The organism is Streptomyces sp. NPDC060184 (assembly GCF_042728795.1).
Taxonomy (GTDB): domain Bacteria; phylum Actinomycetota; class Actinomycetes; order Streptomycetales; family Streptomycetaceae; genus Streptomyces.
In genome coordinates this window covers 59457-85333 of the sequence record NZ_JBHWYX010000024.1, presented here as the reverse complement: position 1 = coordinate 85333, position 25877 = coordinate 59457, and the positions used below count along the sequence as shown (strand labels likewise).

At 73.1% G+C, this 25877-nt stretch carries 26 protein-coding genes; 14 read left to right on the top strand and 12 right to left on the bottom strand.

Annotated features, from left to right (window positions below; genetic code table 11):
- Positions 1–200 precede the first annotated feature (200 nt).
- The 4 genes from htpX to ACFWEE_RS18025 all read left to right on the top strand — a co-directional run bounded on the left by htpX (position 201) and on the right by ACFWEE_RS18025 (position 3660).
- Positions 201–1112, top strand: coding sequence for a zinc metalloprotease HtpX (htpX, locus tag ACFWEE_RS18040; RefSeq protein WP_386890186.1), 912 nt, complete (start codon positions 201–203; stop codon positions 1110–1112).
- A 49-nt stretch (positions 1113–1161) separates the two neighbouring features.
- Positions 1162–1752, top strand: coding sequence for a hypothetical protein (locus ACFWEE_RS18035; protein WP_386890184.1), 591 nt, complete (start codon positions 1162–1164; stop codon positions 1750–1752).
- Positions 1753–1917: 165 nt separating this feature from the next.
- Positions 1918–2358 carry a hypothetical protein gene (locus ACFWEE_RS18030; RefSeq protein WP_386890183.1) on the top strand — a complete coding sequence of 147 codons (441 nt, stop codon included), beginning with the start codon at positions 1918–1920 and terminating at the stop codon, positions 2356–2358.
- Positions 2359–2454: 96 nt separating this feature from the next.
- Positions 2455–3660, top strand: a complete 1206-nt coding sequence (locus ACFWEE_RS18025; RefSeq protein ID WP_386890182.1) for a flavin-containing monooxygenase — start codon at positions 2455–2457, stop codon at positions 3658–3660.
- Here the strand turns inward: ACFWEE_RS18025 and ACFWEE_RS18020 are convergent.
- From ACFWEE_RS18020 to ACFWEE_RS18005, 4 genes are all read right to left on the bottom strand, one after another.
- Entirely contained in the window at positions 3587–6277 is a 2691-nt protein-coding gene (locus ACFWEE_RS18020) for a tetratricopeptide repeat protein (RefSeq protein WP_386890181.1), read from the bottom strand. The two genes, ACFWEE_RS18025 and ACFWEE_RS18020, sit on opposite strands and share 74 nt — an antisense overlap.
- Positions 6274–6684: a hypothetical protein gene (locus ACFWEE_RS18015; RefSeq protein WP_386890180.1), complete on the bottom strand. Its 411-nt coding sequence runs from the start codon at positions 6682–6684 to the stop codon at positions 6274–6276. Before ACFWEE_RS18015 ends, ACFWEE_RS18020 begins: the two co-directional genes overlap by 4 nt.
- Positions 6685–6747: 63 nt before the next feature.
- Positions 6748–8124 carry an MFS transporter gene (locus ACFWEE_RS18010; protein ID WP_386890178.1) on the bottom strand — a complete coding sequence of 459 codons (1377 nt, stop codon included), beginning with the start codon at positions 8122–8124 and terminating at the stop codon, positions 6748–6750.
- Between the two features lie 171 nt (positions 8125–8295).
- Positions 8296–9576 (bottom strand): MFS transporter, encoded by a 1281-nt coding sequence (locus tag ACFWEE_RS18005; RefSeq protein WP_386890227.1) that lies wholly within the window; start codon positions 9574–9576, stop codon positions 8296–8298.
- A 119-nt stretch (positions 9577–9695) separates the two neighbouring features.
- On the opposite strand from ACFWEE_RS18005, the gene ACFWEE_RS18000 reads away from it, so the two are divergent.
- Positions 9696–10688, top strand: coding sequence for a GlxA family transcriptional regulator (locus ACFWEE_RS18000; RefSeq protein WP_386890176.1), 993 nt, complete (start codon positions 9696–9698; stop codon positions 10686–10688).
- 64 nt (positions 10689–10752) lie between these two features.
- Here the strand turns inward: ACFWEE_RS18000 and ACFWEE_RS17995 are convergent, their stop codons facing one another.
- From ACFWEE_RS17995 to ACFWEE_RS17985, 3 genes are all read right to left on the bottom strand, one after another.
- A complete protein-coding gene (locus ACFWEE_RS17995; RefSeq protein WP_386890174.1) occupies positions 10753–11262 on the bottom strand; it encodes an ATP-binding protein in 510 nt (169 codons plus the stop codon).
- Between the two features lie 647 nt (positions 11263–11909).
- Entirely contained in the window at positions 11910–12470 is a 561-nt protein-coding gene (locus ACFWEE_RS17990) for an EF-hand domain-containing protein (RefSeq protein ID WP_386890172.1), read from the bottom strand.
- A 104-nt stretch (positions 12471–12574) separates the two neighbouring features.
- On the bottom strand, positions 12575–12949 hold the full coding sequence (locus ACFWEE_RS17985; protein ID WP_386890170.1) for an STAS domain-containing protein: 375 nt from the start codon (positions 12947–12949) through the stop codon (positions 12575–12577).
- A gap of 402 nt (positions 12950–13351) precedes the next feature.
- On the opposite strand from ACFWEE_RS17985, the gene ACFWEE_RS17980 reads away from it, so the two are divergent.
- The 5 genes from ACFWEE_RS17980 (at position 13352) to ACFWEE_RS17960 (ending at position 17659) form a co-directional block, all read left to right on the top strand.
- A complete protein-coding gene (locus ACFWEE_RS17980; RefSeq protein WP_386890169.1) occupies positions 13352–14284 on the top strand; it encodes an aldo/keto reductase in 933 nt (310 codons plus the stop codon).
- Positions 14285–14520: 236 nt separating this feature from the next.
- Positions 14521–14988 carry a hypothetical protein gene (locus ACFWEE_RS17975; RefSeq protein ID WP_386890167.1) on the top strand — a complete coding sequence of 156 codons (468 nt, stop codon included), beginning with the start codon at positions 14521–14523 and terminating at the stop codon, positions 14986–14988.
- Positions 14989–15073: 85 nt separating this feature from the next.
- The gene (gene map, locus ACFWEE_RS17970) at positions 15074–15856 is read left to right on the top strand and encodes a type I methionyl aminopeptidase (RefSeq protein ID WP_386890166.1); all 783 of its coding nucleotides are present in this window, start codon (positions 15074–15076) and stop codon (positions 15854–15856) included.
- A gap of 193 nt (positions 15857–16049) precedes the next feature.
- The gene (locus ACFWEE_RS17965; RefSeq protein WP_386890164.1) at positions 16050–16499 is read left to right on the top strand and encodes a universal stress protein; all 450 of its coding nucleotides are present in this window, start codon (positions 16050–16052) and stop codon (positions 16497–16499) included.
- Between the two features lie 41 nt (positions 16500–16540).
- On the top strand, positions 16541–17659 hold the full coding sequence (locus tag ACFWEE_RS17960; RefSeq protein WP_386890225.1) for an adenylate/guanylate cyclase domain-containing protein: 1119 nt from the start codon (positions 16541–16543) through the stop codon (positions 17657–17659).
- Between the two features lie 128 nt (positions 17660–17787).
- Here ACFWEE_RS17960 and ACFWEE_RS17955 read toward each other — a convergent pair whose 3' ends face one another.
- The 3 genes from ACFWEE_RS17955 to ACFWEE_RS17945 all read right to left on the bottom strand — a co-directional run bounded on the left by ACFWEE_RS17955 (position 17788) and on the right by ACFWEE_RS17945 (position 21379).
- The gene (locus tag ACFWEE_RS17955) at positions 17788–19500 is read right to left on the bottom strand and encodes an FG-GAP-like repeat-containing protein (protein ID WP_386890163.1); all 1713 of its coding nucleotides are present in this window, start codon (positions 19498–19500) and stop codon (positions 17788–17790) included.
- A 188-nt stretch (positions 19501–19688) separates the two neighbouring features.
- On the bottom strand, positions 19689–20804 hold the full coding sequence (locus ACFWEE_RS17950; RefSeq protein ID WP_386890161.1) for an ADP-ribosylglycohydrolase family protein: 1116 nt from the start codon (positions 20802–20804) through the stop codon (positions 19689–19691).
- A gap of 122 nt (positions 20805–20926) precedes the next feature.
- Positions 20927–21379: a hypothetical protein gene (locus ACFWEE_RS17945; RefSeq protein ID WP_386890159.1), complete on the bottom strand. Its 453-nt coding sequence runs from the start codon at positions 21377–21379 to the stop codon at positions 20927–20929.
- 99 nt (positions 21380–21478) lie between these two features.
- On the opposite strand from ACFWEE_RS17945, the gene ACFWEE_RS17940 reads away from it, so the two are divergent.
- The 3 genes from ACFWEE_RS17940 to ACFWEE_RS17930 all read left to right on the top strand — a co-directional run bounded on the left by ACFWEE_RS17940 (position 21479) and on the right by ACFWEE_RS17930 (position 23218).
- Positions 21479–22303: a helix-turn-helix domain-containing protein gene (locus ACFWEE_RS17940; RefSeq protein WP_386890223.1), complete on the top strand. Its 825-nt coding sequence runs from the start codon at positions 21479–21481 to the stop codon at positions 22301–22303.
- Positions 22300–22500, top strand: coding sequence for a DUF397 domain-containing protein (locus ACFWEE_RS17935; RefSeq protein WP_386890157.1), 201 nt, complete (start codon positions 22300–22302; stop codon positions 22498–22500). The genes ACFWEE_RS17940 and ACFWEE_RS17935 overlap by 4 nt, the downstream gene beginning before the upstream one ends.
- Before the next feature lie 202 nt (positions 22501–22702).
- Positions 22703–23218 (top strand): DinB family protein, encoded by a 516-nt coding sequence (locus ACFWEE_RS17930; protein ID WP_386890156.1) that lies wholly within the window; start codon positions 22703–22705, stop codon positions 23216–23218.
- Here ACFWEE_RS17930 and ACFWEE_RS17925 read toward each other — a convergent pair.
- Together ACFWEE_RS17925 and ACFWEE_RS17920 are read right to left on the bottom strand one after the other, a co-directional pair.
- Positions 23212–24006, bottom strand: a complete 795-nt coding sequence (locus tag ACFWEE_RS17925; protein WP_386890154.1) for a hypothetical protein — start codon at positions 24004–24006, stop codon at positions 23212–23214. The two genes, ACFWEE_RS17930 and ACFWEE_RS17925, sit on opposite strands and share 7 nt — an antisense overlap.
- A 274-nt stretch (positions 24007–24280) precedes the next feature.
- Positions 24281–25162, bottom strand: coding sequence for a LysR family transcriptional regulator (locus tag ACFWEE_RS17920; protein WP_386890152.1), 882 nt, complete (start codon positions 25160–25162; stop codon positions 24281–24283).
- A gap of 90 nt (positions 25163–25252) precedes the next feature.
- Here ACFWEE_RS17920 and ACFWEE_RS17915 point away from each other — a divergent pair, with 90 nt between their 5' ends.
- Positions 25253–25858: a nuclear transport factor 2 family protein gene (locus tag ACFWEE_RS17915; protein WP_386890150.1), complete on the top strand. Its 606-nt coding sequence runs from the start codon at positions 25253–25255 to the stop codon at positions 25856–25858.
- Positions 25859–25877: the final 19 nt, after the last annotated feature.

Here is a 25877-nt window from a genome sequence, read left to right as displayed (position 1 = left end):
CGGTCCGCTTTCCCGCGTTTTCCGCACGCCGAAAACTCCTCGCACAGCGCTGACCACGCTATCCAGCGAACGGGAACCCGCGCGTCCGCCCCGGAGGGCAGGCCGAAAGGCCGCGGGGCGCGCGGGTCCGCTTTCCGCCGGACAGGAGCACCATGGAGACGTGGCAGGCATGTGCGGCATGTACGGCTTGGGAGGCACCGATGGCCAGAGCCCGTTCCCGTTACGCCCCCGACCGGGGGCTGACCACACGCATGGTGTCGACCATGTTCTTCATCGGTCTGCTGTACGTGGTCCTCGTCGGGGTGCTGCTGGCCGTGCTGCGCGGCTCCTGGCCGGTGATCCTGGTCATCACCGGCGGGCTGTTCGTCGTGCAGTTCTGGTTCAGCGACCGGATCGCCGCGTACGGGATGGGGGCCCGCGAGGTCACCCCCGAGGAGGCGCCGGAGCTGCACGGGGCGATCGACCGGATCTGCGCGCTGGCGGACATGCGCAAGCCACGCGTGGCCGTCGCGCAGAGTGACGTGCCGAACGCGTTCGCCACCGGCCGCAACGAGAAATCCGCCCTGGTCTGCGCGACCACCGGGCTGCTGCGAAGACTGGAGCCCGAGGAGCTGGAGGGCGTCCTCGCGCACGAGATGTCGCACGTCGCCCACCGGGACGTGGCGGTCATGACCATCGCGTCGTTCCTGGGGGTCCTGGCGGGCATCATCACCCGGGTGGCCCTGTGGGGCGGCTTCGCCCGCAACAGCCGGGGGAACGACCCGGCGGGCATCATCATCATGCTGATCCCGCTGATCAGCGCGGTCGTCTACGCGCTCAGCTTCCTGCTGACCCGGCTGCTCTCCCGCTACCGCGAGCTCTCCGCGGACCGCACCGCCGCCCTGCTCACCGGCCGCCCCTCGGCGCTCGCCTCCGCGCTGACGAAGGTGAGCGGGCAGATGGCGCGCATACCCACGGAGGACCTGCGGAAGGCTGAACCGTACAACGCCTTCTACTTCGTCCCCGCCTTCTCCTCGAAGGAGAGCTTCAGTCGGCTGATCTCCTCGCACCCGACGCTGGAGCAGCGCCTCGACCAGCTGGCCCGCATCTCCGCCGACCTGTCCCGCCCGTAGTCCCGGGCCCCGGTGAACCCGGGTCCCGGTCACCCTGGAGGAGCCCCCCGTGGGTCTGTTCGACGCGATCCTCGGCCGGAGCAAGCCGGTCCGTCCGGATCTGGATCAGCTGTTCGCCGTGCCGTCCGCCGCCCTGACCCTCCAGGCCGCCACCGGCTTCACCCCGTCCGGCCGGGGATCGGTCTGCTTCGCGGGGGTGGAAGGCGCGAACTTCGCGCGCCTCCAACAGGACGTACGGGAGCTGCTGGACGTCGACGCGGCCACGGACTCGGGCGGGGTGCCGGTGGAGTTCAGCCAGGACGCGTACGGCTACACCTGGCTGCTCGCCCAGCAGCCGCCGGAGGACGCCGCCGCCCTGGTCAACGACCTGCACGCGGTGAACACCCTGCTCCAGGACGGCGGCTTCGGCCCGCACCTGCTCTGCTCGCTGATCGGCTTCCGCGCCCCGGAGGGCCGCTCGCTGGCGCTGGTGTACCTGTACAAGCGCGGCACCTTCTACCCGTTCGCCCCGCTCCCCGGCGCCGGGGAGAAACGGGACAACGAGCTGGAACTCCAGGTCCGCGCGGCGCTCGGGGACGACCTGCGGGTGGAGAAGGAGCTGGCCCGGTGGTTCCCGGTGTGGGGCGCGCCGGGTCTGTGAACCGTACGCACCCGCGGGCGGGAGCCGGCCGGACGGTCGGCGGCGCGCGGGTGCTCCGGTGCGGGGACGCGTTCGGCGCCCGCGGCCACCGCCGTCCTTCCGCATCACCCGATGGGGTCCGTGTCGTGCGGGACGTGCCGGGCGGCCGGCGGGATTCTCGTAGCCGTGACGATCAAGAATCTCCCCGCATGGGTCCCCGTGGCCGGCCATCAACTCCGCCTGTCCGGAGTTCACTTCGACGCGATCCGGTTGAAGGGCGTACGAGGTGAGGCGGTCGTCCACCACCTGATCACGCTCACCGCGGGTGAACCCGGTCCGGTGGTGCGGGAGGTCGCGGGGGCGCGGTGGACGTACTTCCTGATCCCTCCCGGATCGAGCCGGGAGTTCGACTGGCCGCCGGGCGCCACCTGTTTCGGGCCGGCCGCCCGGGACCACTGGGTCGGCATCCCGGGCGTCGAGGGCAACACGTACCCGCTGAGCTGGCGGTGCGGCGCTCCGGAGGAGGACGCGTACGTGGACCCGGAACTGCTGCACGGGCTGGTACGGGCGCAGTTGGCGTGGGAGGAGTCGGACGGGGACCTGTTTGGACCTGTGGGCTCCGGCTGACGGAACCTCACCCGACCGCGTCCCGTGATCGATTCGCAACGGATTCCGGTCTTCGCCGAGACCCATTCGGGTACCACCCGATTAGGCTCGACGCTCATGTCCGACACCGCGCCCGCCGACGGCGGTTCCGTTCGCCCCGCCGCGATCCCCGCCTCCATCGACCGTACGGAGGACCGTCCCGTCTACGTGATCGGGGGCGGGCCCGGCGGGCTGGCGGCAGCCGCCGCGCTGCGCGCGGAGGGGGTGCGGGTCGTCGTGCTGGAGAAGGCGCCGCGGGTCGGCGCCTCCTGGCGGGGGCACTACGACCGGCTCCATCTGCACACCACCCGGCGCTGGTCGGCGCTGCCGGGGCTGGCCATGCCCCGGAAGTTCGGGCGGTGGGTGTCCCGGGACGACGTGGTGCGCTACCTGGAGAAGTACGCCGAGTTCCACGAGCTGGAAGTGATCACGGGCGTCGAGGTCTCCCGCGTCGACCGGGCGCCGGACGGGGCCGGGTGGGTGCTCTCGGCGACCGGCGGGCGGGTGCTGACGGGGCGCGCGGTGGTCGTCGCGACGGGCTTCAACCACACGCCCCACATACCCGATTGGCCCGGCCGGGAGGCATGGTCCGGGGAGCTGGTGCACGCGGCCGGGTACCGGAACCCGGCACCGTACGCGGGGCGGAGCGTGCTCGTCGCGGGGATCGGGAACACCGGTGCGGAGATCGCGGTGGACCTGGTGGAGGGCGGCGCCCGCGAGGTACGGATCGCGGTGCGCACGGTCCCGCACATCGTGCGGCGGTCGACGGCCGGCTGGCCCGCGCAGGCGACCGGCATCCTGGTGCGGCGGCTGCCGGTGTGGCTGGTCGACCGGGCGGGCGCGCTGATGGCGAAGGCCGCGGTGCCGGACCTCGCGGCGCAGGGGCTGCCGCGCCCCACCACCGGGCTGTACTCGCGGGTGAAGGACGGGGCGATCCCGGTGCAGGACGTGGGGCTGATCGACGCGGTGAGGGCGGGGCGGGTGCGGCCGGTCGCGGCCGTCGCCTCGTTCGAGGGTGCGGACGTGGTGCTGACCGACGGGACGCGGCTGACGCCGGACGCGGTGATCGCGGCCACCGGTTACCGCCGTGCGCTGGAGGGGCTGGTCGGGCACCTCGGGGTGCTGGACGGGCGGGGGCGGCCGGTGGTGCACGGGGCGAGGTCGCCGCGGGAGGCGCCGGGGCTGTACTTCACCGGGTTCTCCAACCCGATCAGCGGAATGTTCCGCGAGATGGCCCGGGACGCGGTGAGGATCGCGCACCGGATCGGCCGGGCGCCCCGCTGACCGTCGCGACGGATGTGGCCAGGTCCTCCCGCAGCTCCACGGTCTGCGGATGGTCCGTGCCGAGCGCCCGTACGGAGTCGGCGAGCGTCCGCTCCAGCAGGGCGATCCCCTCCGCCGGGCGGAAGACCAGGAGCAGGGCCATCGCCGTCTGGGCCCGGGACGACAACGTCTCCGGGTGGTCCGGGCCGAGGACCCTGGCCCGGTCGGCCGCGAGGCGCCGGTGCATCCCCAACGCCGCCTCGGGCCTGCCCGAGACCATGAGGTGCATCGCCAGGTGGTGCCGGGTCGCCAGCGTCTCCGGGTCGTCCTTCCCGGCGACCCGCTCGAAGGCGGCGAGATTGCGCGTGTAGAGCGCGTGCGCCCGGTCCTGCTGACCGGCTTCGGAGCAGACCGCCGCCAGCTGGTCACGGGCGCGGAGCACATCGAGGTCTTCCGCTCCCTGGAGGCGGGCGCGCTCGGCGACGACCTCCTCCAGGAGGGCGATGGAGGGCGCGTACTCCCCCTTCGCCCGGTGCGCCCGCGCCAGCTGGAACCGGGAGAGCAGCACCTGGGTGTGGTCCCCGCCGAACCAGCGTTCGGCGTCCGCGAGGTTCTGCCGGTGCAGGCGGACGGCCCGCGCCGCGTTGCCCACCAGCCGGTACGACTCCGCGAGGCGGCCCCGGGCGGTGAGGGTGGCGGGATGCCGCTCCCCCAGGAGCCGCCGGTGGTCGTCGAGGTTCCTGCGGAGCAGCGGGACCGCCCGGACGGGACTGCCGGTCGTCTCGTAGGCGTGCGCGAGGAAGTCGCGGGAGGCCAGGGTGTCCAGGTGGTCCTCGCCGAGCACCCGGAGCCGGTCGGCGTAGACGCGTTCGTACATCGTGAGCGCCTGCCGCACGTCCCCCCGCAGCTCGTGGAGGTAGGCGAGGCCGCCCCTGACGGCCAGGGCGTACCGCTCCCCCTCGCCGTCGAGACGCAGCGCGTCGGCGAGGGCCTGCTCGAAGAGCGCCGCGGCGCGGTCCAGCTGTCCTGCCCTCATCACCGCCGTCGCCCGGTTGACCTGGACTGCGAGGATGTCCGGATGGTGCTCGCCGACGAGGCGGCCCATGCCCACGAGGGCTTCCTCGAAGATCTGCGCGGCCTGTTCGGGCCCGCCCGTGATCATGAGGAGGCCCGCCATGTTGCTGCGGACCGTCCAGGTCTCCGCGTGGTCCTCGCCCACGGCGGAGACCAACGCCCGCAGGGCCCGCCGGTGGAGGGCGATCGCGGACACGGCGTCGCGCTGCTCCTTCACCAGCTCGGCCATCCAGACGAGCAGGAGGGCCGTCGCTCTGGTGTCCTCCTCGGGCCGGGCGCGCTCGGCCAGCGTCTCGGCGTGCACGAGGAGCGAGAGGCTCAGGGGCCAGCTGTCCGGCCCTTCCTCGTCGGGGACGCGTGCGAGCAGGCCGTCCGTCGCCCGCTCCCTGGCCTCCGCCACCGCGTCCGCCGTGCGGTGCGGGTCGTCCGGGTCGGGGGTGCGGGCGAGGGCCTGCACCAGGCGGTGGACGGAGAGGGTGCCGTCCGGTCCGGCGGTGACCATGCTGTGGGCGACCAGCCGCCCGATCGCCTTGGCGAGTACGGGAGGCGGGGCGAGTCCGTCCAGCAGGTCGCGCGGGATGTGGTCGGGGGCGTACCAGGCGAGGGTGCGCAGGACGTCTCCGGCGAGCGGGGTGTCGGCGAGGCGGTCCAGGGTGATGCGCCAGACGCGGGCCACCGTGCGGTCGGCGTCGGTGGTCTCCGCGCCGGTCGCGTACGTCTCGGCGGGCCAGGAGCGCAGCATGGCGAGGTAGGCGCGCGGGGTGGTGCCGTTCTCGTGGCAGTACGCGGCGGCCTGCTCGACCGCGAGGGCCAGGTGGCCGGCCTCCTCGCACACCTCGGCGGCGCCCTCGGTGTCGCGGGGCCCGTCCTGGGTGAGGACCCGGCGGAACAGTTCGACGGACTCGGCGGGGGCGAAGACGCCGAGCCGGACGGTGGTGGCGGTCAGGTGGTGCCAGCCGGTGGCGAGGCGGGTGGTGACCAGGACCCGGCCGCCGCCTCCGAGCCGGTCCAGCAACGGGCTCACGTCGTCGGGGTGGTTGACGTTGTCGAGGACGAGGAGCCAGTCGTCGTGGGCGGCGAGCCAGGCGAGGGCGCGTTCGCGTTGGAGCTCCTGCGGGAGTCCGGTCAGCCCCGGCTGGAGGGCGCGGGCGAGTCCGGCGAGACCCGTCTCGACCCCGGCGGGGCTGTCGGCGTTGATCCACCAGCGGAGCCGGGCCGTGGCGTGCCGGGCCGCCCAGCGTGCGGCGAGCGCCGACTTGCCCACTCCGCCGAGCCCGCTCACGGCCCGCAGCACCACACCGCCGGGCGCTTCGAAAGCGGCGTCCAGCGCGTCGAGTTCGGCGGACCGGCCGACGAAGAGGGCACCGCGCGGCAGGTTCGAGAGACCGCCGTCCGCCGCCTCGCCCGGGATGGGCCCGTACGCCTCGGCCGGCGGCAGGGTGGCGTTCTCGACGTGCAGGGCGACGGAGTTGAGGATGTCCCGTCCGGCCGCGTTGGACCCCGCGCGGGCAAAGACGGGCGGCGTCTGCGGGGTGTCCGGGCCGGTCGGTGGTCTGCGTTTCACGAGCCGTGCCGGGCGGTCGAGCCGTCGATGTCGCCGCCCGCCGCGTTCGAGCCGCCGGTCGCGGTGATGCCGGGGGCGTCCGTTCCCGCCGCGGGAGCGGGGCCGGGGCCGGGCGCGGTGTCGTGCGCGGAGGCGGCCCGGACGCTGCCGCGCGCCGCGTTGGACCCGTCGGCCGCCCGTACGGGCTCGGGGGCGGGTACGGGCGCGGCGGGCGTACCCGCGCGGAGCTGCCGGAAGGCCACCCCCAGCGCGACGACGCCCACCACCGAACCGACCACGCCCGCGATCTGGCTCGACCGCTCCAGGTCCGCCGCCGTCACCCAGACCAGCAGCCCCGCCGCCACCGCCGCACCGGCCCCGGCCAGCACCCACCAGGTCGTCCTGCCCCCTGCGCGCATCCCCGTCATGGAGGCATTCTCGCCCCGATCACCCTGGCGTGTACGGGAGTTGCCGTGCGTACTCCGTACCTCTCAGGCCGCCACCACCGCCTTCCCGCCCGCGGGCGGGGGCGTGCGGCGGACGACGAGGGACATCAGGGCAGCGACCGCGCAGAGCGCTCCGGCGGCGTACCAGACGACGTCGTACGAGCCGAAGACGTCCCGGGCGACGCCGCCGAGGAAGGCGACCACGGCCGCCCCGATCTGGTGCGAGGCCAGCACCCAGCCGAAGACGATCGCGCTGTCGTCGCCGTACTGCTCCCGGCAGAGGGCGATCGTCGGCGGGACGGTGGCGACCCAGTCCAGGCCGTAGAAGACGATGAAGAGGACCATCGGCGGGTGCACCGAGGGCGCCATCAGCAGGGGCAGGAGGAGCAGCGAGATCCCGCGCAGCGCGTAGTAGACGGCGAGCAGCCGGCGGGAGTCGAAGCGGTCGGTGAGCCAGCCGGAGAAAACCGTGCCGACGATGTCGAAGACGCCGATGACGGCGAGCAGCGAGGCGGCGGCGGTGACCGGCATGTGGTGGTCGTGGGCCGAGGGCACGAAGTGGGTGCGGATCAGGCCGTTGGTCGAGGCGCCGCAGATCGCGAACGCCCCGGCCAGCAGCCAGAACGGCCCGGTGCGGGCCGCGTCGAAGAGCACCCGCAGCGCCCTCGCCGCGGCGCCCCGGGTGGGGGCGGGCTTCTCCGTGTACGTACCGCCGTAGGGGGCGAGGCCCACGTCGGCGGGGTGGTCGCGGAGCAGGAACCAGACGAGCGGGACGACGACGAGCGCGGCCAGCGCGACGGTCACCGAGGCGGGACGCCAGCCGTGCTCCTTGACGATCCAGGCGCAGAGCGGCAGGAAGACCAGCTGGCCGGAGGCCCCGGCGGCGGTGAGGATGCCGGTGACCAGGCCGCGCCGGGCGACGAACCAGCGGTCGGTGACGGTCGCGGAGAAGGACATCGCCATGGAGCCCGTCCCGAGGCCGACCAGCAGGCCCCAGTAGACGAGCAGTTGCCAGGACGCCGTCATCCAGACACTGCCCAGCGCCCCGGCCGCCACCACGGCCAGCGCGGCGGCCACCACCCGCCGGATGCCGAACCGGCCCATCAGCGCGGCGGCGAAGGGGGCGGTGACCCCGTACAGCGCGAGGTCGACGGAGACGGCGAGGCCGATCTCGCCGCGCGACCAGCCGAACTCCGTGTGCAGCGGGTCGATGAGGAGCCCCGGCAGCGAGGCGAAGGCCGCGCCGCCGATGATCGTCACGAAGGTGACGGCGGCGACGATCCAGGCGCGGTGGACACGGAGACCGGCCGGAAGGCGGGACGGGCGGGAGGGCGTCGAGCGGCGCGCCTCCGGGGCGGGGGCCCGGCCCTCGTCCTCGCCCCGGGCGGCGCTTTCGGTTGTCTGGGTCACGTGTCGGATCATCCGGCGCGGAAGGGGGTACGGACGAGTGGCCCGAAGGCCACCTGTCGAAGGGATCGGGCCACGGACCGCCGTGCCGGTGCGGAGTGCGTACGATCGCCTGCCGTGCACCCGAACGCCCGCCCGTGCGGGCGCGGTCGGTGCCGCGGGCGGCAGGGCGGGCGGAGCGTCCGCTCACCGCGTCCGTTCCAGTCGGCTGATGGGGCGCGCGCCGAGCAGGGCGGCCACGACGAGGAGGTTGACCGCCGCGCCCGCGAGCAGCATCCGGGACGTGCCGACCGCCTCGGCGACCGGTCCGGCCAGGGCACGGCCCGCCGCGACCATCAGGAGCGAACCCGCCACGTCGTAGGCGTGCAGGCGGTTCAGGGCTTCGGGCGGTACGTGCGTCTGGACCGTGGTGGACCACATCACCAGCCAGAACGCGGAGGCCGCGCCCGCCAGCAGCTGGCCCGCGCCGAGCAACGCCACCGGCAGGTCGAGGCCCAGCACCACCAGGTTCACCGCGACCGCCGGGAGCGCCAGCGCGCCTGCCGCCAGCGGGCGTCGGGGGCGCAGCCGGAGGGCGAGCAGCCCGCCGACGACGCTGCCCGCGCCGCTGACCGCCATCATCGCGCCGTACGTCCCCGAGCCGTGGCCCTCGGTGATCCGGACGGCGGTGAGCGGGAGGCTCGGGCCGAGGACGGCGAAGCCGTACACCGTCCAGATCACGATCACCCCCCAGAGCCAGGACCTGGCCCGGAACTCCCGCCACCCGTCGACCAGTTCGGCGAGGAGTCCGCCGCGTGGCGCGTCGTCGTGCGGGGCGGGGGCGAGGCGCAGCAGGAACAGGCAGACGCCGGAGACTCCAAAGGTGGTCGCGTTCGCCACGTACACCGCCCCCGCGCTCGCGAGTCCGACCAGGATCCCCGCGAAGGCGGGACCGGCCATCGCCATCAGGGCCTCGGAGACCCGGAGCACCGCGTTGGCCCGCTGCACGTCGGTGGAGATCCGGGGCACGGTCGAGGCGACGCCCGGCTGGAACAGCGCGGCGCCGACGCCCGCGACCGCGCTGAGCGCGCAGACCGCCCAGAGCGGCGGGTTGCCGGTGGCGAAGAGGACCGCCAGCACCGAGGCCCCGGCCAGCCGGAGCGCGTCGGCGGCGACCATCATCCGGCGCGGGGTGAACCGGTCGGCGAGCACCCCGCCGAAGAGGACGAAGACCGCCAGCGGGGCCATCCACGCGGAGAGCGCGTACCCCACGGAGGAGGTGGGGCGGCCCGCGCCGAGCAGCCCGGCGGTGAGCGCCACGGGGATCATGCCGTCCCCGAAGAGGGCGACGGTGCGGGCGACGAAGAAGTACCGGAAGTTGCGGTTCCAGAGCCCGGCGGCCGATCCGGTGCCGTCCCGGGATCCGGTCGGCGGTACGGTCGGGTCCTGCCGGGGGGCCGGGGGCCGCGGGGCGGGTGCCGTCCCCAGGTCGCTGTATGCGGGAATGCGCGTGGCGTCCCGTCGCTTGTCGCTCACACCGCAGAGGTGTATCAGGTGAAGGTCTATACCACTAAGGGTTTTCCCCGCCGTCAATCGAGGAGTCGGTCGTGCCGCATCGCGTGGTCGTGCTCGCCCTGGACGGGCTGCTCCCCTTCGAACTGGGCATCCCGCAGCGGATCTTCAAGATCGCCCGGAGCCTTGGTCCCGACGGCCCGGGCGAGCGGCTGTACGAGGTGGTGACCTGTTCCGCCCGCCCGCCCGGCCCGGTCCGGACGGACGCCGACTTCGCCGTGCTGGTCGAGAACGGCCCGGAAGCCCTCGCCACCGCCGACACGGTCGTGGTCCCCGCCTCGTACGAGCTGGGCCCGGTGCACGCCGAGGGGCGGCTGACCGCTGAACTCGCCGCCGCGCTGGCCCACATCAGGCCCCGCACCCGGCTGGTCGCGATCTGCACCGGCGGGTACGTCCTCGCCGCCGCCGGGTATCTGGACGGCCGGCCCGCCACCACCCACTGGGCGTACGCCGACCACTTCCAGCGCCTCTTCCCGAAGATCCGGGTCGATCCGGACGTGCTCTTCGTGGACGACGGGGAGGTGCTCACCTCGGCCGGGGTGGCCGCCGGGATCGACCTCTGCCTCCACCTGGTGCGCCGCGACCACGGGACCGCCGTCGCCAACGACGTGGCCCGCCGCACCGTCGTGCCCCCGCACCGGGAGGGCGGGCAGCGTCAGTTCATCCAACGCCCGGTGCCCGAACCCCGGTTCGCCACCACCACCGCCGCCCGCGCGTGGGCGCTGGGCCGCCTGGACCGGCCGATCCGGCTGCGGGACATGGCGGAGCGGGAGTCGATGAGCGTACGGACCTTCACCCGGCGCTTCCGCGAGGAGGTCGGCATCAGCCCCGGGCAGTGGATCACCCAGCAGCGGGTGGAGCACGCCCGCCGGCTCCTGGAGTCCTCGTCCCTCTCCGTCGACCAGGTCGCCCGGCAGTCCGGCTTCGGCACCGCGACCTCGCTCCGCCAGCACTTCCAGGCGGCGTTGGGCGTCCCTCCGACCGTCTACCGCAGAACCTTCCGCGCGACCGCCGGCACCCGGGGGTGACCGGCCCCGGGCCGGTGCTCCCGTCCGAGCTCCCGTCCGGATCCGGTCCGGCCCGGCGCGGACCTCAGGTCAGATCGGGGTAGAGGTCGGTGAAGGCGAGCAGCGGGTCGTACGAGTCGAGCGGGGGCGGGGCCGGGTCCTCGGTCCGCTCCTGGGCCGCCGCGCGGCCGTTCCGGTCGACCTCGCACCAGATCTGCTTCCCGGTGCCCTCGGGCATCCAGCCCCACCGGTCGGCGAGCCCGTCGACCAGCTCCAGGCCACGCCCGTTGGTGTCGTCGCCCTCCGCGTGCCGCTGCTTCGGCGGGCGGGCGCTGGCGTCCGCCACCTCCACGCGCACGGTGCCCCCCGCGCCCGGCGCACCGGTCGGGCCGAAGAGCATCCGCAGCACGGCCGGACAACCCGTGTGCACGACCGCGTTGGTGACCAGTTCCGAGATCAGGAGGATGAGCGTCTCGGCGAGCGGCTCGTCCTTCCTTATCCCCGACCCTTCCAGGCGCGACCGCGCCCATCTGCGGGCACGTCCCACCTCTGCGGGATCCGCCCCGACCTCCAGCTGAACCTGAAGCACCTGCACCGCTCACACCATCCGAACCGGCGGACACATCGCCTCGCGCCTCCTCAGGATCACGGAACGTGATTCCTGTGCGCGACAGCATGGTTGACGTACAGTCACCGCAACAAGCGCTTCGGGCATATTCACGCGCGAATGAGCACGCGTGGTGCATACTGTGCGACGCACGCGGCGGGAGGCCGCCGAGACGGTCCTCCGTACCCCTGACATCGCCGTCCGGCCCGGCCCGGTGCAGCTCCCCGAGGTACCAGCAAGGCCCCGCACCCGGTCTTCGACCGCAGCGCGGGCTGCCTCCGGAGTCTCCGGTTCCACTGGCTCTCGCATCCCACGGAGCGTACCCGAGCACGCCGACGACTCCTGCCGGTGACGAAATGATCACGAGGCGTGCCCGGTTCGGTGTGAACGGCGGCGCGCGAACGTCACCGCACGTCACCGCATGCGGCGACCGGACTCACCCCTGGCGGAACGGTTCGCTCCGCCGTCGACGGGTGGCCGGGCCGGACATCTGCGCGAAGAGGGAGGCAGGACGCCTGAGCGAATGCACGCCCACCCGCACGCCCGGCGCACTACGGAGCGCGCGGCCGGAGTGCGGGGGGCTCACGGGGAGGCCCGGGCGGGCCCGCCGGAAGTCCGTTCCGCGCACGGGTCTTTCAGGCGTCCGGCTCGACCACGGTGACGTACGCGGCGAGGGCCGCCACGGCGTCGTCCTCGGCGATGCGCCCGTCCTGGTCGGTGTCCAGGCTCCGGGCGGCGAGGCGCGCGATGTCCACGTCCGCACCGAGCACCCGCAGGGCGCGCTCCACCGCGTCGACCGGGGCCGTACCGGCGACCGAGGCGCCCGGGGAAGGGGTGACGGGGTCCTCCGTGCCGTCGGCCGCGGCGACGTCGATGGCCGCGCGGAGGAAGGGGCGGGCGATCTCCGCGAACCGCTCGGGGCTGTCCCGCAGCCGCTTCACCGCCCCGCCGACGAACTCCTCGCGGCTGACCCGCTGGTCCCCGTCCACATCGGCGATCCCGGCCATGCCCTGCCAGAAGGCCTCCGCCCCGCTGTAGAGGGCCTGCCCCCGGTCGCAGCGGGCCGTCGTGCCGAACTCGGCGAGCAGCCGGGCCGCGGCGGCGTTGAAGTCGGTCCGGTCGATGTAGCCGCTGCCGTCCTGGTCGAAGGCGGCGAAGCGGTGCGCGATCTTGCGCTCGTATTCTGCGCTGTCCATGGCGGGAGCGTACGACGCCCGGGGTCGTCACGTGTCACCGTGGCGCGACGGACGTGTGACGACGCGGTATGACAACCTCACCGCATCGGTGGCCTCTTGGGTGCTCAGGCGGGCAGCGGCCGGGCGGACTCGTCCACGGCGGCGTTCGCGTCCGGGTAGACCTCGAAGAGGCGGCGCACGCCGAGCGCGGCCAGCACCCGGTTGACGTGGGAGCCGTCCGCGGCGCCCCGGGCAGGCAGGATCAGCCGGAGCCGGCCGCCGCAGGACTTCATCAGGCGGCGGGAGGCGATCAGCACGCCGACGCCGCTGGAGTCGCAGAAGAGGACCTCCGTCAGGTCGAGGACGACCCGGTGCCGGCCGGCCGCGACGGCGCCGTGCACGGACTGACGGACGACGGGTGACGTGACCAGGTCGAGTTCGCCGTTTATCCGGAGCACGGTCCAGTCGCCCTGCTCGGCCTCGTCCACCTTCAGCACCACGCGACTGGACCTCTCGTTCCGGGGGCTCCCGACGAGACCGGTGCCGTACCGGTGTCGATGCGGAGGATTCCGTTCCTCCTCGCGGCTGCCCATTCGCCCCTCCATGAAACACCGCGCCACTCTTCCGTGTGCACGCGGGTTTGCGGGGGAGCCGACCGGCAAGAAGCCACCCCGTCACCACCTTCCGTCCGCTCCCCCGTCGCCCGGGCCCCCATACCATTCGGCGGCCCTCCGGCGAGGTAGTTGGCGCAAAGGTTCGTGTTCGGACCGGGTCGCGGACTACATTCGGATGCTTCGGATGCTTCGGGTGTCATCAAAGCGGAGGACCCTCCGGTAGTGCTACGGTCGACTGAACGGAGGTTCCTCCGTTTACCCATGCTCTCACGAGACAGGGATGACCTCATGGCGACCACAGACACCACCACCACGGCCACCGGCGCCCTCCGAGCGGGAGGAGCGGGCCGGATCGGCGCCCGCACCGTCTCCCGCGTCGGCTTCGGCGCCATGCAGCTCCCCCGCCTCCGGGACGACCGCGCCGCCGCCCTCGCGCTCGTGCGCCGGGCGGTCGAGCTCGGCGTCGACCACATCGACACCGCCCAGTTCTACGGGGACGGCTTCTCCAACGACGTGATCCGCGAGGCCCTCCGGCCCGAGGACGGCGTCCTCGTCGTCAGCAAGGTCGGCGCCACGCCCCACTCCGGCGGGCCCCATCCGTTGCGCCTCGCCCAGCGGCCCGAGGAGCTGCGGGCCTCGGTCGAGGACAACCTGAAGAGCCTCGGCCTCGACCGGATTCCGCTGGTCAACCTGCGCCGGGCCGCACGCGGCCCCGGGCTGATCGCCGAGGGCGATCAGATCGTCGACATCGACGACCAGCTCGCGACCATGACCGCACTGCGCGACGAGGGCAAGATCGAGAGGATCGGCATCAGCCACGTCGGCATGGCGGAGCTGCGCCGCGCGCTGCCGGTGGGCCTGGACTGCGTGCAGAACGCGTACAGCCTGGTCTCCCGCGACGACGAGGAGATGCTCCGCCTCTGCGTCGCGGAGGGCATCGCCTGGGTGCCGTACTTCCCGCTCGGCAGCGCCTTCCCCGGCATGCCGAAGGTGACCGACGAGCCCGCCGTCCTCGCGGTCGCCGAGTCGCTGGACCGCACCCCGGCCCAGGTCGGCCTGGCCTGGCTGCTGCACCACGCCCCGAACGTGCTGCTCATCCCCGGCACCGCCGACGCCGGGCACCTGGCGGCGAACGTGGACGCGGGGGCGATCACCCTCGACGCCCCGGCCCTCGCCGCGCTGGACGCGGTCCCGACACGGTCGGGAGACATCGTCGGGTAGCCGGACCCGGGGGGGCATCGCCGGACAGCCGGACCCGGGGACACCGCCGGACAGCCGGCCGGCCGCCGGGAGGGCGTGACGGCGGCGGGAAAGAGGCGTGACGGCGGCGTGCCCGGCCCCGCCCGGGTGACGCGACGCCCATCCGGGTGAGGGGTGAATCGTTCATCCGCGAGCGGTGACGCGGTGGGCCGGTAGGAAGATCCCGACCTGTTCGCGCTCTCCGAAAGGCTCCTCCCGTGCGCCCTGCCCGTACCGCCGCCGCGACCGTGACCGCCGCCGCGCTGCTCGTCCCCGCGACGGCGGCCACCGCCGCGACAGCCCCGGCCGCCCCTCTCCTCCAGGCCGTTCGCGCCGACCAGCCGGTCGGGCTCCGGGTCCAGCGGGGAGACGTCTCCGCGGTCCTGAGTTTCAGCGGCCGGCTGTCCTGGAGCGGGGCGGGACACCGCACCTACACGCTCAAGGGACGTCTGCTCGCCCACTGCCACACCGCCACCCGCTTCACTGTCCGGCTGCAGTACGGCGGGTCCGGCGAGGGGTGGAAGAACTCCCCGGAGACCGCGTGCTCCAACGGCCGGTCGCGGTACCACGACATCGCGCTCTCCGGCACGCTCGCGCCGCACAGCGGGCTGCGGCTCCGGCTGGGGACCTGGACGTCCGGGTCGTGGGTGTACTCCGGCCGGAAGAACTACGCCCACCCGGCCTGAACCGACCACGACCCGACCATGGACCCATTCTTATACCGGTACAGTGAGAACGGTATAGTTATTGGGCGCATGCGAGAGGTCCCCCATGATCGAAATCCTGAACTCCGCGCGACTCGATCGGGCGAGGAACTCCGGCGCCCTGGTCGGAGACATCCTGCACGAACTGAAGCAGCGCAGCACGGCCGGTACGAACCTGCTGGACATCGACCGGTGGACCAAGGAGATGATCACCGAGGCGGGCGCGCAGTCGTGCTACGTCGACTACGCGCCCTCCTTCGGCCGGGGCCCGTTCGGGCACTACATCTGCACGGCGGTCAACGACGCGGTGCTCCACGGGCGGCCCCACGACTACACGCTGGCGGACGGGGATCTGCTGACCCTCGACCTCGCCGTGTCCAAGGGCGGGGTCGCCGCGGACGCCGCGATCAGCTTCCTGGTGGGCGGGACCGGGCCGGCGGAGAGCGTCGCGATGATCGAGACCACCGAACGCGCGCTGGCAGCCGGCATCGCCGCCGCCGGGCCCGGAGCGCGCATCGGCGACCTCTCCCACGCCATCGGCGCCGTCCTCAGCGAGGCGGGGTACCAGGTCAACACCGAGTTCGGCGGCCACGGCATCGGCTCGACCATGCACCAGGACCCCCACGTCCCGAACACCGGTCGGCCCGGCCGCGGTTACCAGCTGCGCCCGGGACTGCTGCTCGCCCTGGAGCCCTGGATCATGGCCGACACCGCCACCCTCGTCACCGACGCCGACGGCTGGACGCTGCGCAGCGCGACAGGCTGCCGGACCGCGCACACCGAGCACACCATCGCCATCACCGACGACGGAGCCGACATCCTCACCCTGCCCACACGGGCGCGAGCGTAGGGACGGCGGAGAGCGGGGAGGCGGAGAGCGGGGAGGCGGAGAGCGGGGAAGCGGGGAGCGGAGAGGCGGGGAGCGGGGAGCGCGGCGACGTGCGGCACGTCACGCGCCCCGCACACGTCCCGCCCCTTGCCCGACGGACCGCCCCGCCCTACCTTACTTTTCAGTAAGTTTACTGCGGAGTAAGGGGTTTGGTGTGGGCGCCTACCGCACGGTCATGGTCGGCACGGACGGCTCGGAGTCGTCGTTGGCGGCGGTCGAGAGGGCGGCCCGGCTGGCTGCCGACAGCGAGGCCGAACTCGTCATAGCCTGCGCGTACGTCCCGATGCGCGGGCACGAACTCGTCGCGGCACAGGACCAGTTGGGTGCGGAGGCGTACCAGGTCGTCGGCTCCGCTCCCGCCGAGTCCACCCTGCGCGTCGCGAAGGACCGGGCACGGGCGCAGGGCGCGGACAAGGTTCGGACGATCGCGGTGGAGGACGAGCCGGTCGCCGCGCTCACCCGGACGGCCAGGGAGACCTCGGCCGACCTCCTCGTCGTCGGCAACCGGGGGCTGCGCTCGCTCGCCGGACGCATCCTCGGCTCCGTACCGGCCGACATCGCCCGCAAGGCCCCGCTCGACGTGCTGATCGTGCACACCACATGAGCGCGGCGGAGAGAGCCGAGGGCGCCGGCGCCCCCGATCCGTTGGCCGCCGGCGGCCCGGCGGGTGTGAGCAGCCCGGTGGGCGGGGCACCCGGACTCTTCGGCGCCGTCGAACTCGGCCCGGCCATCGAGGAGGTGCTGCTCGGTGGCGGTCGTGTCTGGACGCGGCAGGAGCTGGCCGAACGGTCCGGGGTGGGGGCCGGGCGCACCGCGCAGATCTGGCGCGCCCTCGGTTTCCCGATGGTCGAGGAGGACGCGCGGGTCTTCACCGACGCCGACGTCGAGGCGCTCCGTGCGGGGGAACGGCTCATCGCGGCCGGGCTCATCACCGAGGAGAGCGAGATCATGATGGCCCGCGCCCTGGGCCACCACCTGTCCCGGCTGGCCGAGTGGGAGGTGCACACGCTCTGGTCCTGGATCAACCGCGAGTCGGAATTCTCGCTCGACGGGGCGAAGTTGATGGCGCACGCCGCCGCACTGCTGCCGGAGATGGAGCGGTTGCAGCAGCACGTGTGGCGCCGGCACCTCGCGGCGTACGCGGAACGCGTCCTCGCCGAGGCGCAGGAGGCGGCGCAGACCGCGCCCGCCGGACCGGGGCAGGACGAACCGCTGCCGGACCACGAGGGCGCCGACGTCCGCGACCGCGCGGTGGGCTTCACCGACATGGTCGGCTACACGCGGATGACCCGCGGCCTCGGGAACGCCGAACTCGTCCGCGTACTCGACCTGTTCGAAGGCCTCACCGGTGACGTGGTCGCCGAGGGCCGGGGCCGCGTCGTGAAGACCATCGGCGACGAAGTGCTCTTCGTCTGCGAGTCGGCGTCCGAGGCCGCCGACATCGCCCTGGAGCTCACCGCCCGCGCCGGGGCGGAGGAGCGGCTGCCGCAGGTACGGACCGGGCTCGCCCACGGAGCCGTACTCAGCCGCTTCGGCGACGTCTACGGCGCGGCCGTGAACATCGCCGCCCGGCTCACCGCCGTGGCCCGCCCCGACACCGTACTCGTCAACACCGAACTGGCCGGGGAGCTTTCGGGCCTGCCCGCGTACGAACTCCGGTCCCTGCGACCCGTATCGGTGCGGGGCTACAGCAGGCTGCGACCGGTGCTCCTGCGACCGGGCCGGGCCCACGGGCGCACCCACGGGCGGCCCCGGGGCGACTGACGCCCGGCGCCCGAGCGACTGACCGCCGGCGACCGGCCCCGGCCACGAAGCCGGGTCCGGGAACTCCACGGCGGCCAACCCAGCGCGGCCAACCCAGCGCGGCCAGCCCAGAGCCCAGCCCAGAGCGGTCAGCCTAGAGCGGTCATCCACTGCCAGCCGCCGGTGCCGATCAGCACTGGCGTGCCGAAGCCGACGGCGGTACCGGGGAGCAACTCCAGGTTCTCGGCGGCGTCCGCGGTCCGGGTCGTCCACAGGTCGGCGGCACCGTCGCCGTTCACGTCTCCGGCCGACACCGCCAGGCGCCGGTCGGACGCGGTCAGCGGTCCGCCGTCCAGGGGCCGGGGCTCACCGAGTGCCTGGGCTCCGGCCGAACGGTACTCGGTGACCGCTCCGGTGGACGGGTCGCGGGCCCACACGTCGGCCCGGCCGTCGTGGTCGACGTCTCCCGGCGCGAGCACGTCGAGGCCGGCCCATTCGGGGCCCCCGATCCGCACCGCGGCCTTGGCCGCGAAGGAGGGGACACCGCCTACGGCCGCGCCGCCCCGGTGCAGCCACAGACCGGTGGCACTCCGGGCGAGGACGTCGGGCAGCCCGTCGCCGTCGACGTCTCCGGCGCTGACCGGCGTCGCGTTGCTCCAGCCGGTGGGACGCCCGCCCATCGCGACGCGCGTGCCGAGGCCGCCGCTGCCGTCGTTGGGGTAGACCCACAGATTGTCGCCGATACGGACGACCAGGTCCTCCCGGCCGTCTCCCGTCCAGTCACCCCGGTGGCTGACTCCCGCGCCCGCCCAGCCACCGGTACCGATCTGGCGCTGGACGCCGACGGCCCCGCCACCGGTCCCGGAGTAGAGACGCAGGTTGCCGTCGTCCTTGACCGCGACGAAGTCGGGGCGGCCGTCACCGGTCAGGTCGCCGCCCACGCCGGAGCCCGCGCGAGGCTCCGGGTAGGCGGCGGCCCGCAGCAGCAGGTGGTCGGAGAGCGGAGCCACCCCGTCGGGCTCGGGCTCGAACGCGTCCGCCCGCACGGTGTGGAAGTCACCCGCCGTCAGGAAGACATGGTCGAACTTCTTGCCCGACGCGACGGTCGGCTCCCCCGAACGGCACTCGGTGACCCCGTCCGCGAGGCACTGGGCGGTGAAGAAGTCCCGGTCGTTCTCGTCCGCTTCGGCGAACGGGCCGGTGCCGGGCAGCCCGGCGCGCAGCGGGTCGAGCGCCGGATACGCGGGGCCCGCGTTGAAGTCACCGCCGAGGATCACCGGGACGCCGGCCGCCCAGGTGTCGATCCGGGCGAGGACCTGGGGGGTGCCGTTGTCCTCGATGTACTGGGCGAGATGCGTGGTGCAGGCCAGTGTGGTGCGCCCGTCGAGAGCGGCACGGGCACAGAGCACCGCCCGCGACTCCTCACCGGCGGGGACCGTCAGGTTGGCCGCGTACCGCTCGGCGGAAGGCGCCTTGACGAAGACACCCATGCCGAACCGGGTGTCCGACGACCACTTGGCGCAGCCGGGGGCGGAGCCCACGGTGCTGGTCCACACTCCTGTGTACTCGGGCAGGGCGTCGCGCAGCGCCGCCCACTGGCCGAAGCACAGCTCCTGGAGCATCAGGGCGTCCGTGTCCCAGGAGACCGTCTGGTCGCGTACCTTCGCCGTCCACGTCGCGAGGTCCAGCCCGCTCCGGCAGGTGTACGCGCCGCAGACGTTGTACGTGATCGTCCGCACCGGCGGCGCGGTGACCGGGTCCACGGTGTCGGCACCGGCGGCCGTCGTGGTGCCCGCGAGCAGCGTCAGGGCGGCGGCGAGGCGTACACCCCAGCGCAGCAGGGTTCTTCGAAGCGGCGTCATCGCTTTCCTCCAACTCGTCTTTCCTCCAGGGCGGGAGGACCGCGACAGCCTAACGATCACGCCACGGCACGCCCCTGGCACCGCTCGCCCCGTCCACGGGGACCGGGGGCGGGGGACCCGGGGGGGGGCAGCGGGCCGGGGTCCGGGCCGTCCGGGGGACCTCTGCCACCTCAGAAACCCGGACCGCCTCAGGCCCTCGGATAGCGGGCGAGCCAACCCGGTGACGCGGCCGTCGCGTTGTGCAGGGCCGGGCCCTGCGTCATCTCCATCGCGAAGTCGTCGGCGAGTTCGAGGAGGGTGGCCCGGCCCTCGATCTCGGCGAGCCAGGACGGCGGCAGGGCCGTCTCCCCGTGCAGCGCGCCCAGCAGCGCCCCGCAGACCGCCGCGGTGGGCGAGGACGGCCCGCCGTGGTTCACGGCCAGCCGCAGCCCGTGACGCACGTCCTCGCCGACGAGCGCGCAGTACAGCCCCACCGCGAGTACGTCCTCCGCCGAGTCCTCCGCGCCCAGCGACTCGATGAGCGCGGGACCCGGAATTCCCTGCCGTACGGCTCCGAGGGACCTGCGCAACGCCTCGGTGACGGGCTCGTGGCCCGGGCGTTCCGCGAGCAGCGCCAGCGCCCGCTGCACCGAACCGTCCAGGGTGTCCCGCCGGGCCAGCCCGTGCATCACCACCGCGAAGGCACCGGCCGCCAGTTGGGCGGTGGCGTGCCCATGACTCTGAGCCGCGCACTCCACCGCGAGCTGGCACACCAACTGCGGCTCCCACCCCACGAGCAGCCCGAACGGCGCGGACCGGGTCAGCGCGGCCGAATCCCGCGCCTCCGGGTTCCTGGGGCGCTCCAGCGTGCCCATCGTGGTGTCGCCGAAGCCGTGCAGGCAGGACCGCGCGGGCGCGCGGCGGGCGTACAGCCACTCCTCGCGCGCGAGCCAGCCGTCCCCCTCGCGCCGCTCGTCCGGCCCCCAGTCGCGCTGCGTCGCCGCCCACCGCAGATGGGCCCGGTACACGTCGGTCGGCGGATGCCAGGCCCCCGTGTCACGCCGCACCTGCGCCCGGATCAGCCCGTCCACGGTGAACAGGGTCAGCTGGGTGACCGACGTGACCCCGCCCCGCCGCCCGTCCACCGGCACGAAGTCGGCGACCCCGCCCACCCCGTGCGCCGCCCGGATCTCCTCCAGCGTCAGCAGAGTGACCCCGGCCCCGAGGGCGTCCCCGAGCGCCGCGCCCAGCAGCGCTCCCCGTACCCGGCTGCGGAAGTCCTGCTGTTCCACACGGCCCCAGACAGCTGTGGTCCCGATGGTCATCCGGCCAGTCCCCCTACCGTCGGTACGGCTCCGCCAGCACTGTAATAGAACGGGAACGACTGATTCAGGGCTGGAACGGAATGTACGGAGTAGCTCTGGAGATCACTTTTGAACGGCATTCATCAGGGTTTTCCGGGACGACCGGGGTCCGCCGCCGGTCCCGCCCCGGGTGCCGCATCGTCGTCTCCCGCCGCCCAGGAGGACCGGTAGCCGTCCCGCCGGGGCCCCGGACTCACCCCGCCGACCATCCAGGCCAGCGGCGGCCTGCCCTCCCGGCACTCCGCCACACGCAGCACGTCCCGCAACGCGTCCGCGGTCGCCCTGAGCGCGAACCGTACGGCCGCCTCCCCCGCCACCTCGTCGGCCAGCACCTCCCGCGCCCCGGCGAGCACGTCCTCCCCGCACGCCACGAGATCGGCCTCCACCTCGTCGGCCAGCCGCGACATCCGGCTGTCCGGATCATCGGTGCTGAGATAACACCGCCTGCCCTCGGGCGAGTTCCAGGGCAGCAGACGGAACTGGGAATCGGCCATGACGTGCGCCTCGCAGACGTAGTGACTCGGGGTGACTTCCATCGGGTGACAGTCACCGTTCGTGACTCGATGATCACCGCCGCGACCTACGCTCGGAAGCAGCACACGATTGCCCGCACACAGGACAACGGGAGGCCCACCATGACCGAACCGGCCGACGTGGACGAGGAGTCAGGACGCGCCGCGCTCGGACGGACGCTGCGCTACCTCAGGGAGAAGGCAGGCAAGTCCCTGGGCCAACTCGCCGAGGAGACCCGCTACGACAAGAGCTACCTGTACCGGCTGGAGGTCGGCCAACGCCTCTCGCGGCTGGAGGTGATGGAGGACCTGGACCGGCACTACAGGAGCGGGGAACTGCTCCAGGGATTATGGAAGGTCGCCCGGAGGGAAGTCTTCAAGGACAAGTACAAGGAGTTCATGCGGCTGGAGCCGACGGCCCGGATCATGCACCTGTTCACCCTGGGAATTCCGGGGCTGCTCCAGACCGAGGATGTGGCTCGGGAGTCGTTGTCCGGGGCCCAGGAAACGACGGCTGAGGCTGAGCTGGTGGAGGAACAGGTCATAGCGCGCCTCGGCCGACAGCAGTTGCTCCATCGTGTTCCGGCGCCGTCGGTCCGGATCATCATGGACGAGTACGCACTCCATCGTCCCGTGTCCGATGCCAAGGCTTGGGAGAAGCAACTGTGCCACCTCGTCGAGATGGCGGAGGCGCCATCACTCACCCTTCAGGTGCTGCCCCTCTCGGCCGGCGCACACGCTCTCATGACCGGAGCCCTGTCGCTGCTGTGGCAGAACGACGGCAGCTGTGTTGCCTTTACCGAGGGCAACAGCTGTGGCGAGCTGATCGAAGATCCAGTAGCTGTCACCCGCCTCCGTCTGTCTTACGATCACGTCCGAGATCTGGCGTTGTCCCCGCCTGACTCCATCACTTTCATCAACGACTTCTTGAAGGAGAACCGAGCATGAACCGCTCGCTCGACCTCAGCAACGTCAGCTGGCGCAAGTCGAGTTTCAGCGATGGCGGGCCGAACAACTGCCTCGAAGTTGCAGACGACTTCCCTGGCATCGTCCCCGTCCGCGACAGCAAGAACCCCGCCGGACCCGTGCTCCTCATCACCGCCACCGCCTGGGCGGAGTTCGTCCCCTTCGCCGCCCGTCGTTGAGTCGCCGGACGCGGGCATGCCCCCGCGCCCGCCGCTCCGCCTGCGGCCCCGGGCCATGGACCGGCTCGGGGCCGAGGCTTGTCCGGGAGGCTCGGGAGCCTTCCCGAGCCGGGGTTGCCCCTCCTCGGCCGTCACCGGGCGCGCACCCCGCGGCCCGTAAATCCGATTGCGCTTCCCAGCCACCCCGGTAGCGTGCGCCGCTATGACACCGGAACTGAAGCGCCCCCCACTCCAGGCCGACGAACGCACCGCGCTGGTCGGCTGGTTGGACCTCCAGCGGCAGATTCTGCGCTGGAAGTGCGAGGGTGTCGGCGAGGAGGACGCGCACCGTTCCGTCGTCCCGACGTCGCCGCTCATGACGATGGCCGGTCTCGTTTCCCACATGCGCTGGACCGAGCACATGTGGCTGGAGGTGCTGTTCCTCGGCGGGGACGAGAAGCAGAACCCGGCGTTCGGCGAGTCGAGCGAGGCCGCCGACTGGGTCACCGACGGCCGTCCGCTGGCGGAACTCCTCGCGGAGTACGAGGCCCAGTGCACGCGCAGCAACGAGATCGTCGCCGCGGCCTCCCTGGACGACGTCGGCCGGCACTCCGGCTTCTACTCCGCCGGCGCCAACCTTCGCTGGATGCTGATCCACCTCGTCGAGGAGACCGGGCGCCACGCGGGGCACGCGGACATCGTCCGGGAACTGCTCGACGGCACCAAGGGCTACTACTGAGCCGTCTCCGTCGCTTCCCGTACCGCGGCGACGGCACGCTGCCTGACTCCACCGAACAGCTGGATCATGGTGGCGGCCAGGACGTCGTCCCTGTCGATGGTCCGCCCGTCTCCCGTGCGGGTGGAACGGGCCGGGGACACCGGGGCGGGATCGGACACCCGGGCGGGATCGGACACCCGGGCGGGCTCGGACACCCGGGCCGGATCGGACACCGGGAGCGGGTCGGACAGTTCGCCCGGCACCACCAAGGCGACCGAGCCGAACCGTCCGACCCCGCCCTCCCGGGCAACCCTGGCCGCGTCCCGGGCGAGGTCCGTCAGGAACACGCTCGCGATCCCGTCCAGTTCGCGGACCATCTCCGGGACGGCCCCCGTTCCCCGCTCGCGCAGCAGCTTCCTGATCCCGCCCTCGAACCGGTGAGCGCCCACCACAGCGCTCAGCTTGGGTGAGCCGCCGCGCCCGGGAGCCTCCACGACGGCGCCCTCCGCGTCGTGGACGACTCCGGTCAGTCCCTTGAACGTAGGGCTGTGGTGGTACCAGGCGGCTCCCACCTCCAGCTCGACGTCCCGGTCCACGGCGGTCACCAGGTCCCGGGGAAGCAGCTTCTTCCGGGACTCCTCAGCCGCCGCCCGCAGCGCCCCGTCGATGAGGCCCGTCAGCACGGTCCGCGTCACCGAGGCGGCGGCCCGAGCCGCCGACCGGGAGACGTTCAGCGGGGTGACGTCCCTGAACACAGCCTTGACCAGCGGCAGTTCGAACGCCGCTATGTCCTTCTCCGCGTCCTGCACTGTTCCTCGCTCAGATTGGTTGGTGGGCGCCGAACGCCCCTCCCCCGGTCGTCGCACCTCGCGCGCGACCGAGCCGGGCCGTCCGGCGGACCCGGCAGCGGTCCCGCGTCCCGGCCGACCCGGAGCGTCGGTCCCGGCGACGGACGGGCGCGGAGCGTATCAGTCCCGGTCCTCCTGGAGCCTCGGCATCTCGGGGCCTCCTCCCCCGGCCCTCCCCTCTCCCCCGGAGCGTCCGGAGCGTCAGGCGCCACCGCAGCCGCGCCGGACGCCGGAGTCACGGCATCGAAGGGACGGTGTCGAGATACGCGCGGACCGCTCCCGACGTCTCGTCGTGCCGGCCGAACACCAACAGGTCCGGCCCCGGTGGCGCTCCGCGCAGGGGGCGGTAGGTGAGACCGGGCAGGGTGATGCGCTCCGTGGCCGTGGGGACGAGGGCCACCCCCTCACCCGCTGCCGCGAGGGCGAGGACGCCCAGGGTGCTGGCGACCAGGCGGACTCCGGAGCGGTCCTCCACGGGGCCGGGCCAGAGCCGGGACAGCACGGTCTCGTCCTCCTCCCGGCTCGCGAAGACGATGAGGTCGTGGGCCCTCACGTCGACGGTGGTCACCGAGGCGAGGGACGCCAGTTCGTGGTCGGAGCGCACGGCGACGGACATCGGAGTGAGGGCGCGCCGGACGACGCGCAGGCCGTCCGTGTCGGCCAGGCCGAGGTCGGGGCAGTAGCCGATGTCGAGCGCGCCGTCGCGCACTGCCTGGACCTGGGCGGCGGGCGGAAGCTCGGTCAGGGTGAGGCCGACGCGGGGGCGGGCCCGGCGGAAGCCGCGCACGTCCTCGGAGAGGACACCCTGGAGCGCCGCCACGCCGGAGAAGCCGACCCGCACCGCCCCGGTCTCGCCGCGCACCGACCACCGGGCGGTCTGGAGGGCCCGGTCTGCCTGGGCGAGCGCGCGGCGGGCTTCGGGAAGCAGTTGCTCACCGGCCTCGGTCAGCTCGACACGTCGGCTCGTGCGGCTGAACAGGCGTCCGCCCACCTCGCGTTCCAGGGCCTGCACCTGGGCACTGAGGGTGGACTGCGTGACATGCAGGAGGTCGGCCGCCCGGCCGAAGTGGCGCTCGTCGGCCACGGCGACGAAGTAGCGCAGGTGCCTCAGCTCCACCGTCCACCTCCGTGCTTCCATCGCTCCGGCCGATCAATCGATCGTATCTTTCGGTTGGACCCCTCGCTCCTCACGTCGAACACTGGACGCATGAACGTGACGATTCAGGACCGACAGGACATCGCCGACCTCATGACCGGGTGGATCCACCGCGACCTGGGCGAGTGGGACCGCCTCAAGGCCCTCTTCCACCCCGACGGGCGGATCGAGATCACCTGGTTCGACGGACCGGCGTACGAGTTCGTGGACGCCTCCGCCCGGATGGGGGCCTCCGCCTTCCGCACCAAGCACCTGATCACCGCGCCCGTGGTGACCTTCTCGGCCGACGGGACCCGTGCCGTCAGCGAGACCAACGCCGTCATCATCGGCGAGAACGTCGACCTCCGGCTCGGCTGCAACGGTCACAACCGGTTCATCGACAAGCTGGAGAAGCGGGACGGGGTGTGGCGCATCAGCGACCGCAAGAGCGTCTACGACTTCGGCAGCTTCACCTTTCCCGCCGGGATCGTCGACATCGACGCGCGGGCGGTCGCCCGCCACCCCCGGGAGTACGCGGCGCTCGCCTACCTGCTGGAGGCCAGCGGCTACCCGGTCAGCCGGGTTTTCGCGACCAAGGGCAGCGACCTGGAGCGCGACATCAAGGAATCCGCCTTCGCCTGGCTGGGCGGCTCCCTCCGCCCTGACCCTGCCCCCTGACTCCGCCCCTGCCCCTGCC

Bases quoted from the DNA above. Each gene is read 5' to 3' on its own strand.
- htpX (WP_386890186.1), top strand. From the start codon at position 201: ATGGCCAGAGCCCGTTCCCGTTACGCCCCCGACCGGGGGCTGACCACA.
- ACFWEE_RS18025 (WP_386890182.1), top strand. From the start codon at position 2,455: ATGTCCGACACCGCGCCCGCCGACGGCGGTTCCGTTCGCCCCGCCGCG.
- ACFWEE_RS18015 (WP_386890180.1), bottom strand. From the start codon at position 6,684: ATGACGGGGATGCGCGCAGGGGGCAGGACGACCTGGTGGGTGCTGGCC.
- ACFWEE_RS18010 (WP_386890178.1), bottom strand. From the start codon at position 8,124: ATGATCCGACACGTGACCCAGACAACCGAAAGCGCCGCCCGGGGCGAG.
- ACFWEE_RS17990 (WP_386890172.1), bottom strand. From the start codon at position 12,470: ATGGACAGCGCAGAATACGAGCGCAAGATCGCGCACCGCTTCGCCGCC.
- ACFWEE_RS17980 (WP_386890169.1), top strand. From the start codon at position 13,352: ATGGCGACCACAGACACCACCACCACGGCCACCGGCGCCCTCCGAGCG.
- map (WP_386890166.1), top strand. From the start codon at position 15,074: ATGATCGAAATCCTGAACTCCGCGCGACTCGATCGGGCGAGGAACTCC.
- ACFWEE_RS17955 (WP_386890163.1), bottom strand. From the start codon at position 19,500: ATGACGCCGCTTCGAAGAACCCTGCTGCGCTGGGGTGTACGCCTCGCC.
- ACFWEE_RS17950 (WP_386890161.1), bottom strand. From the start codon at position 20,804: ATGACCATCGGGACCACAGCTGTCTGGGGCCGTGTGGAACAGCAGGAC.
- ACFWEE_RS17945 (WP_386890159.1), bottom strand. From the start codon at position 21,379: ATGGAAGTCACCCCGAGTCACTACGTCTGCGAGGCGCACGTCATGGCC.
- ACFWEE_RS17940 (WP_386890223.1), top strand. From the start codon at position 21,479: ATGACCGAACCGGCCGACGTGGACGAGGAGTCAGGACGCGCCGCGCTC.
- ACFWEE_RS17935 (WP_386890157.1), top strand. From the start codon at position 22,300: ATGAACCGCTCGCTCGACCTCAGCAACGTCAGCTGGCGCAAGTCGAGT.
- ACFWEE_RS17930 (WP_386890156.1), top strand. From the start codon at position 22,703: ATGACACCGGAACTGAAGCGCCCCCCACTCCAGGCCGACGAACGCACC.
- ACFWEE_RS17915 (WP_386890150.1), top strand. From the start codon at position 25,253: ATGAACGTGACGATTCAGGACCGACAGGACATCGCCGACCTCATGACC.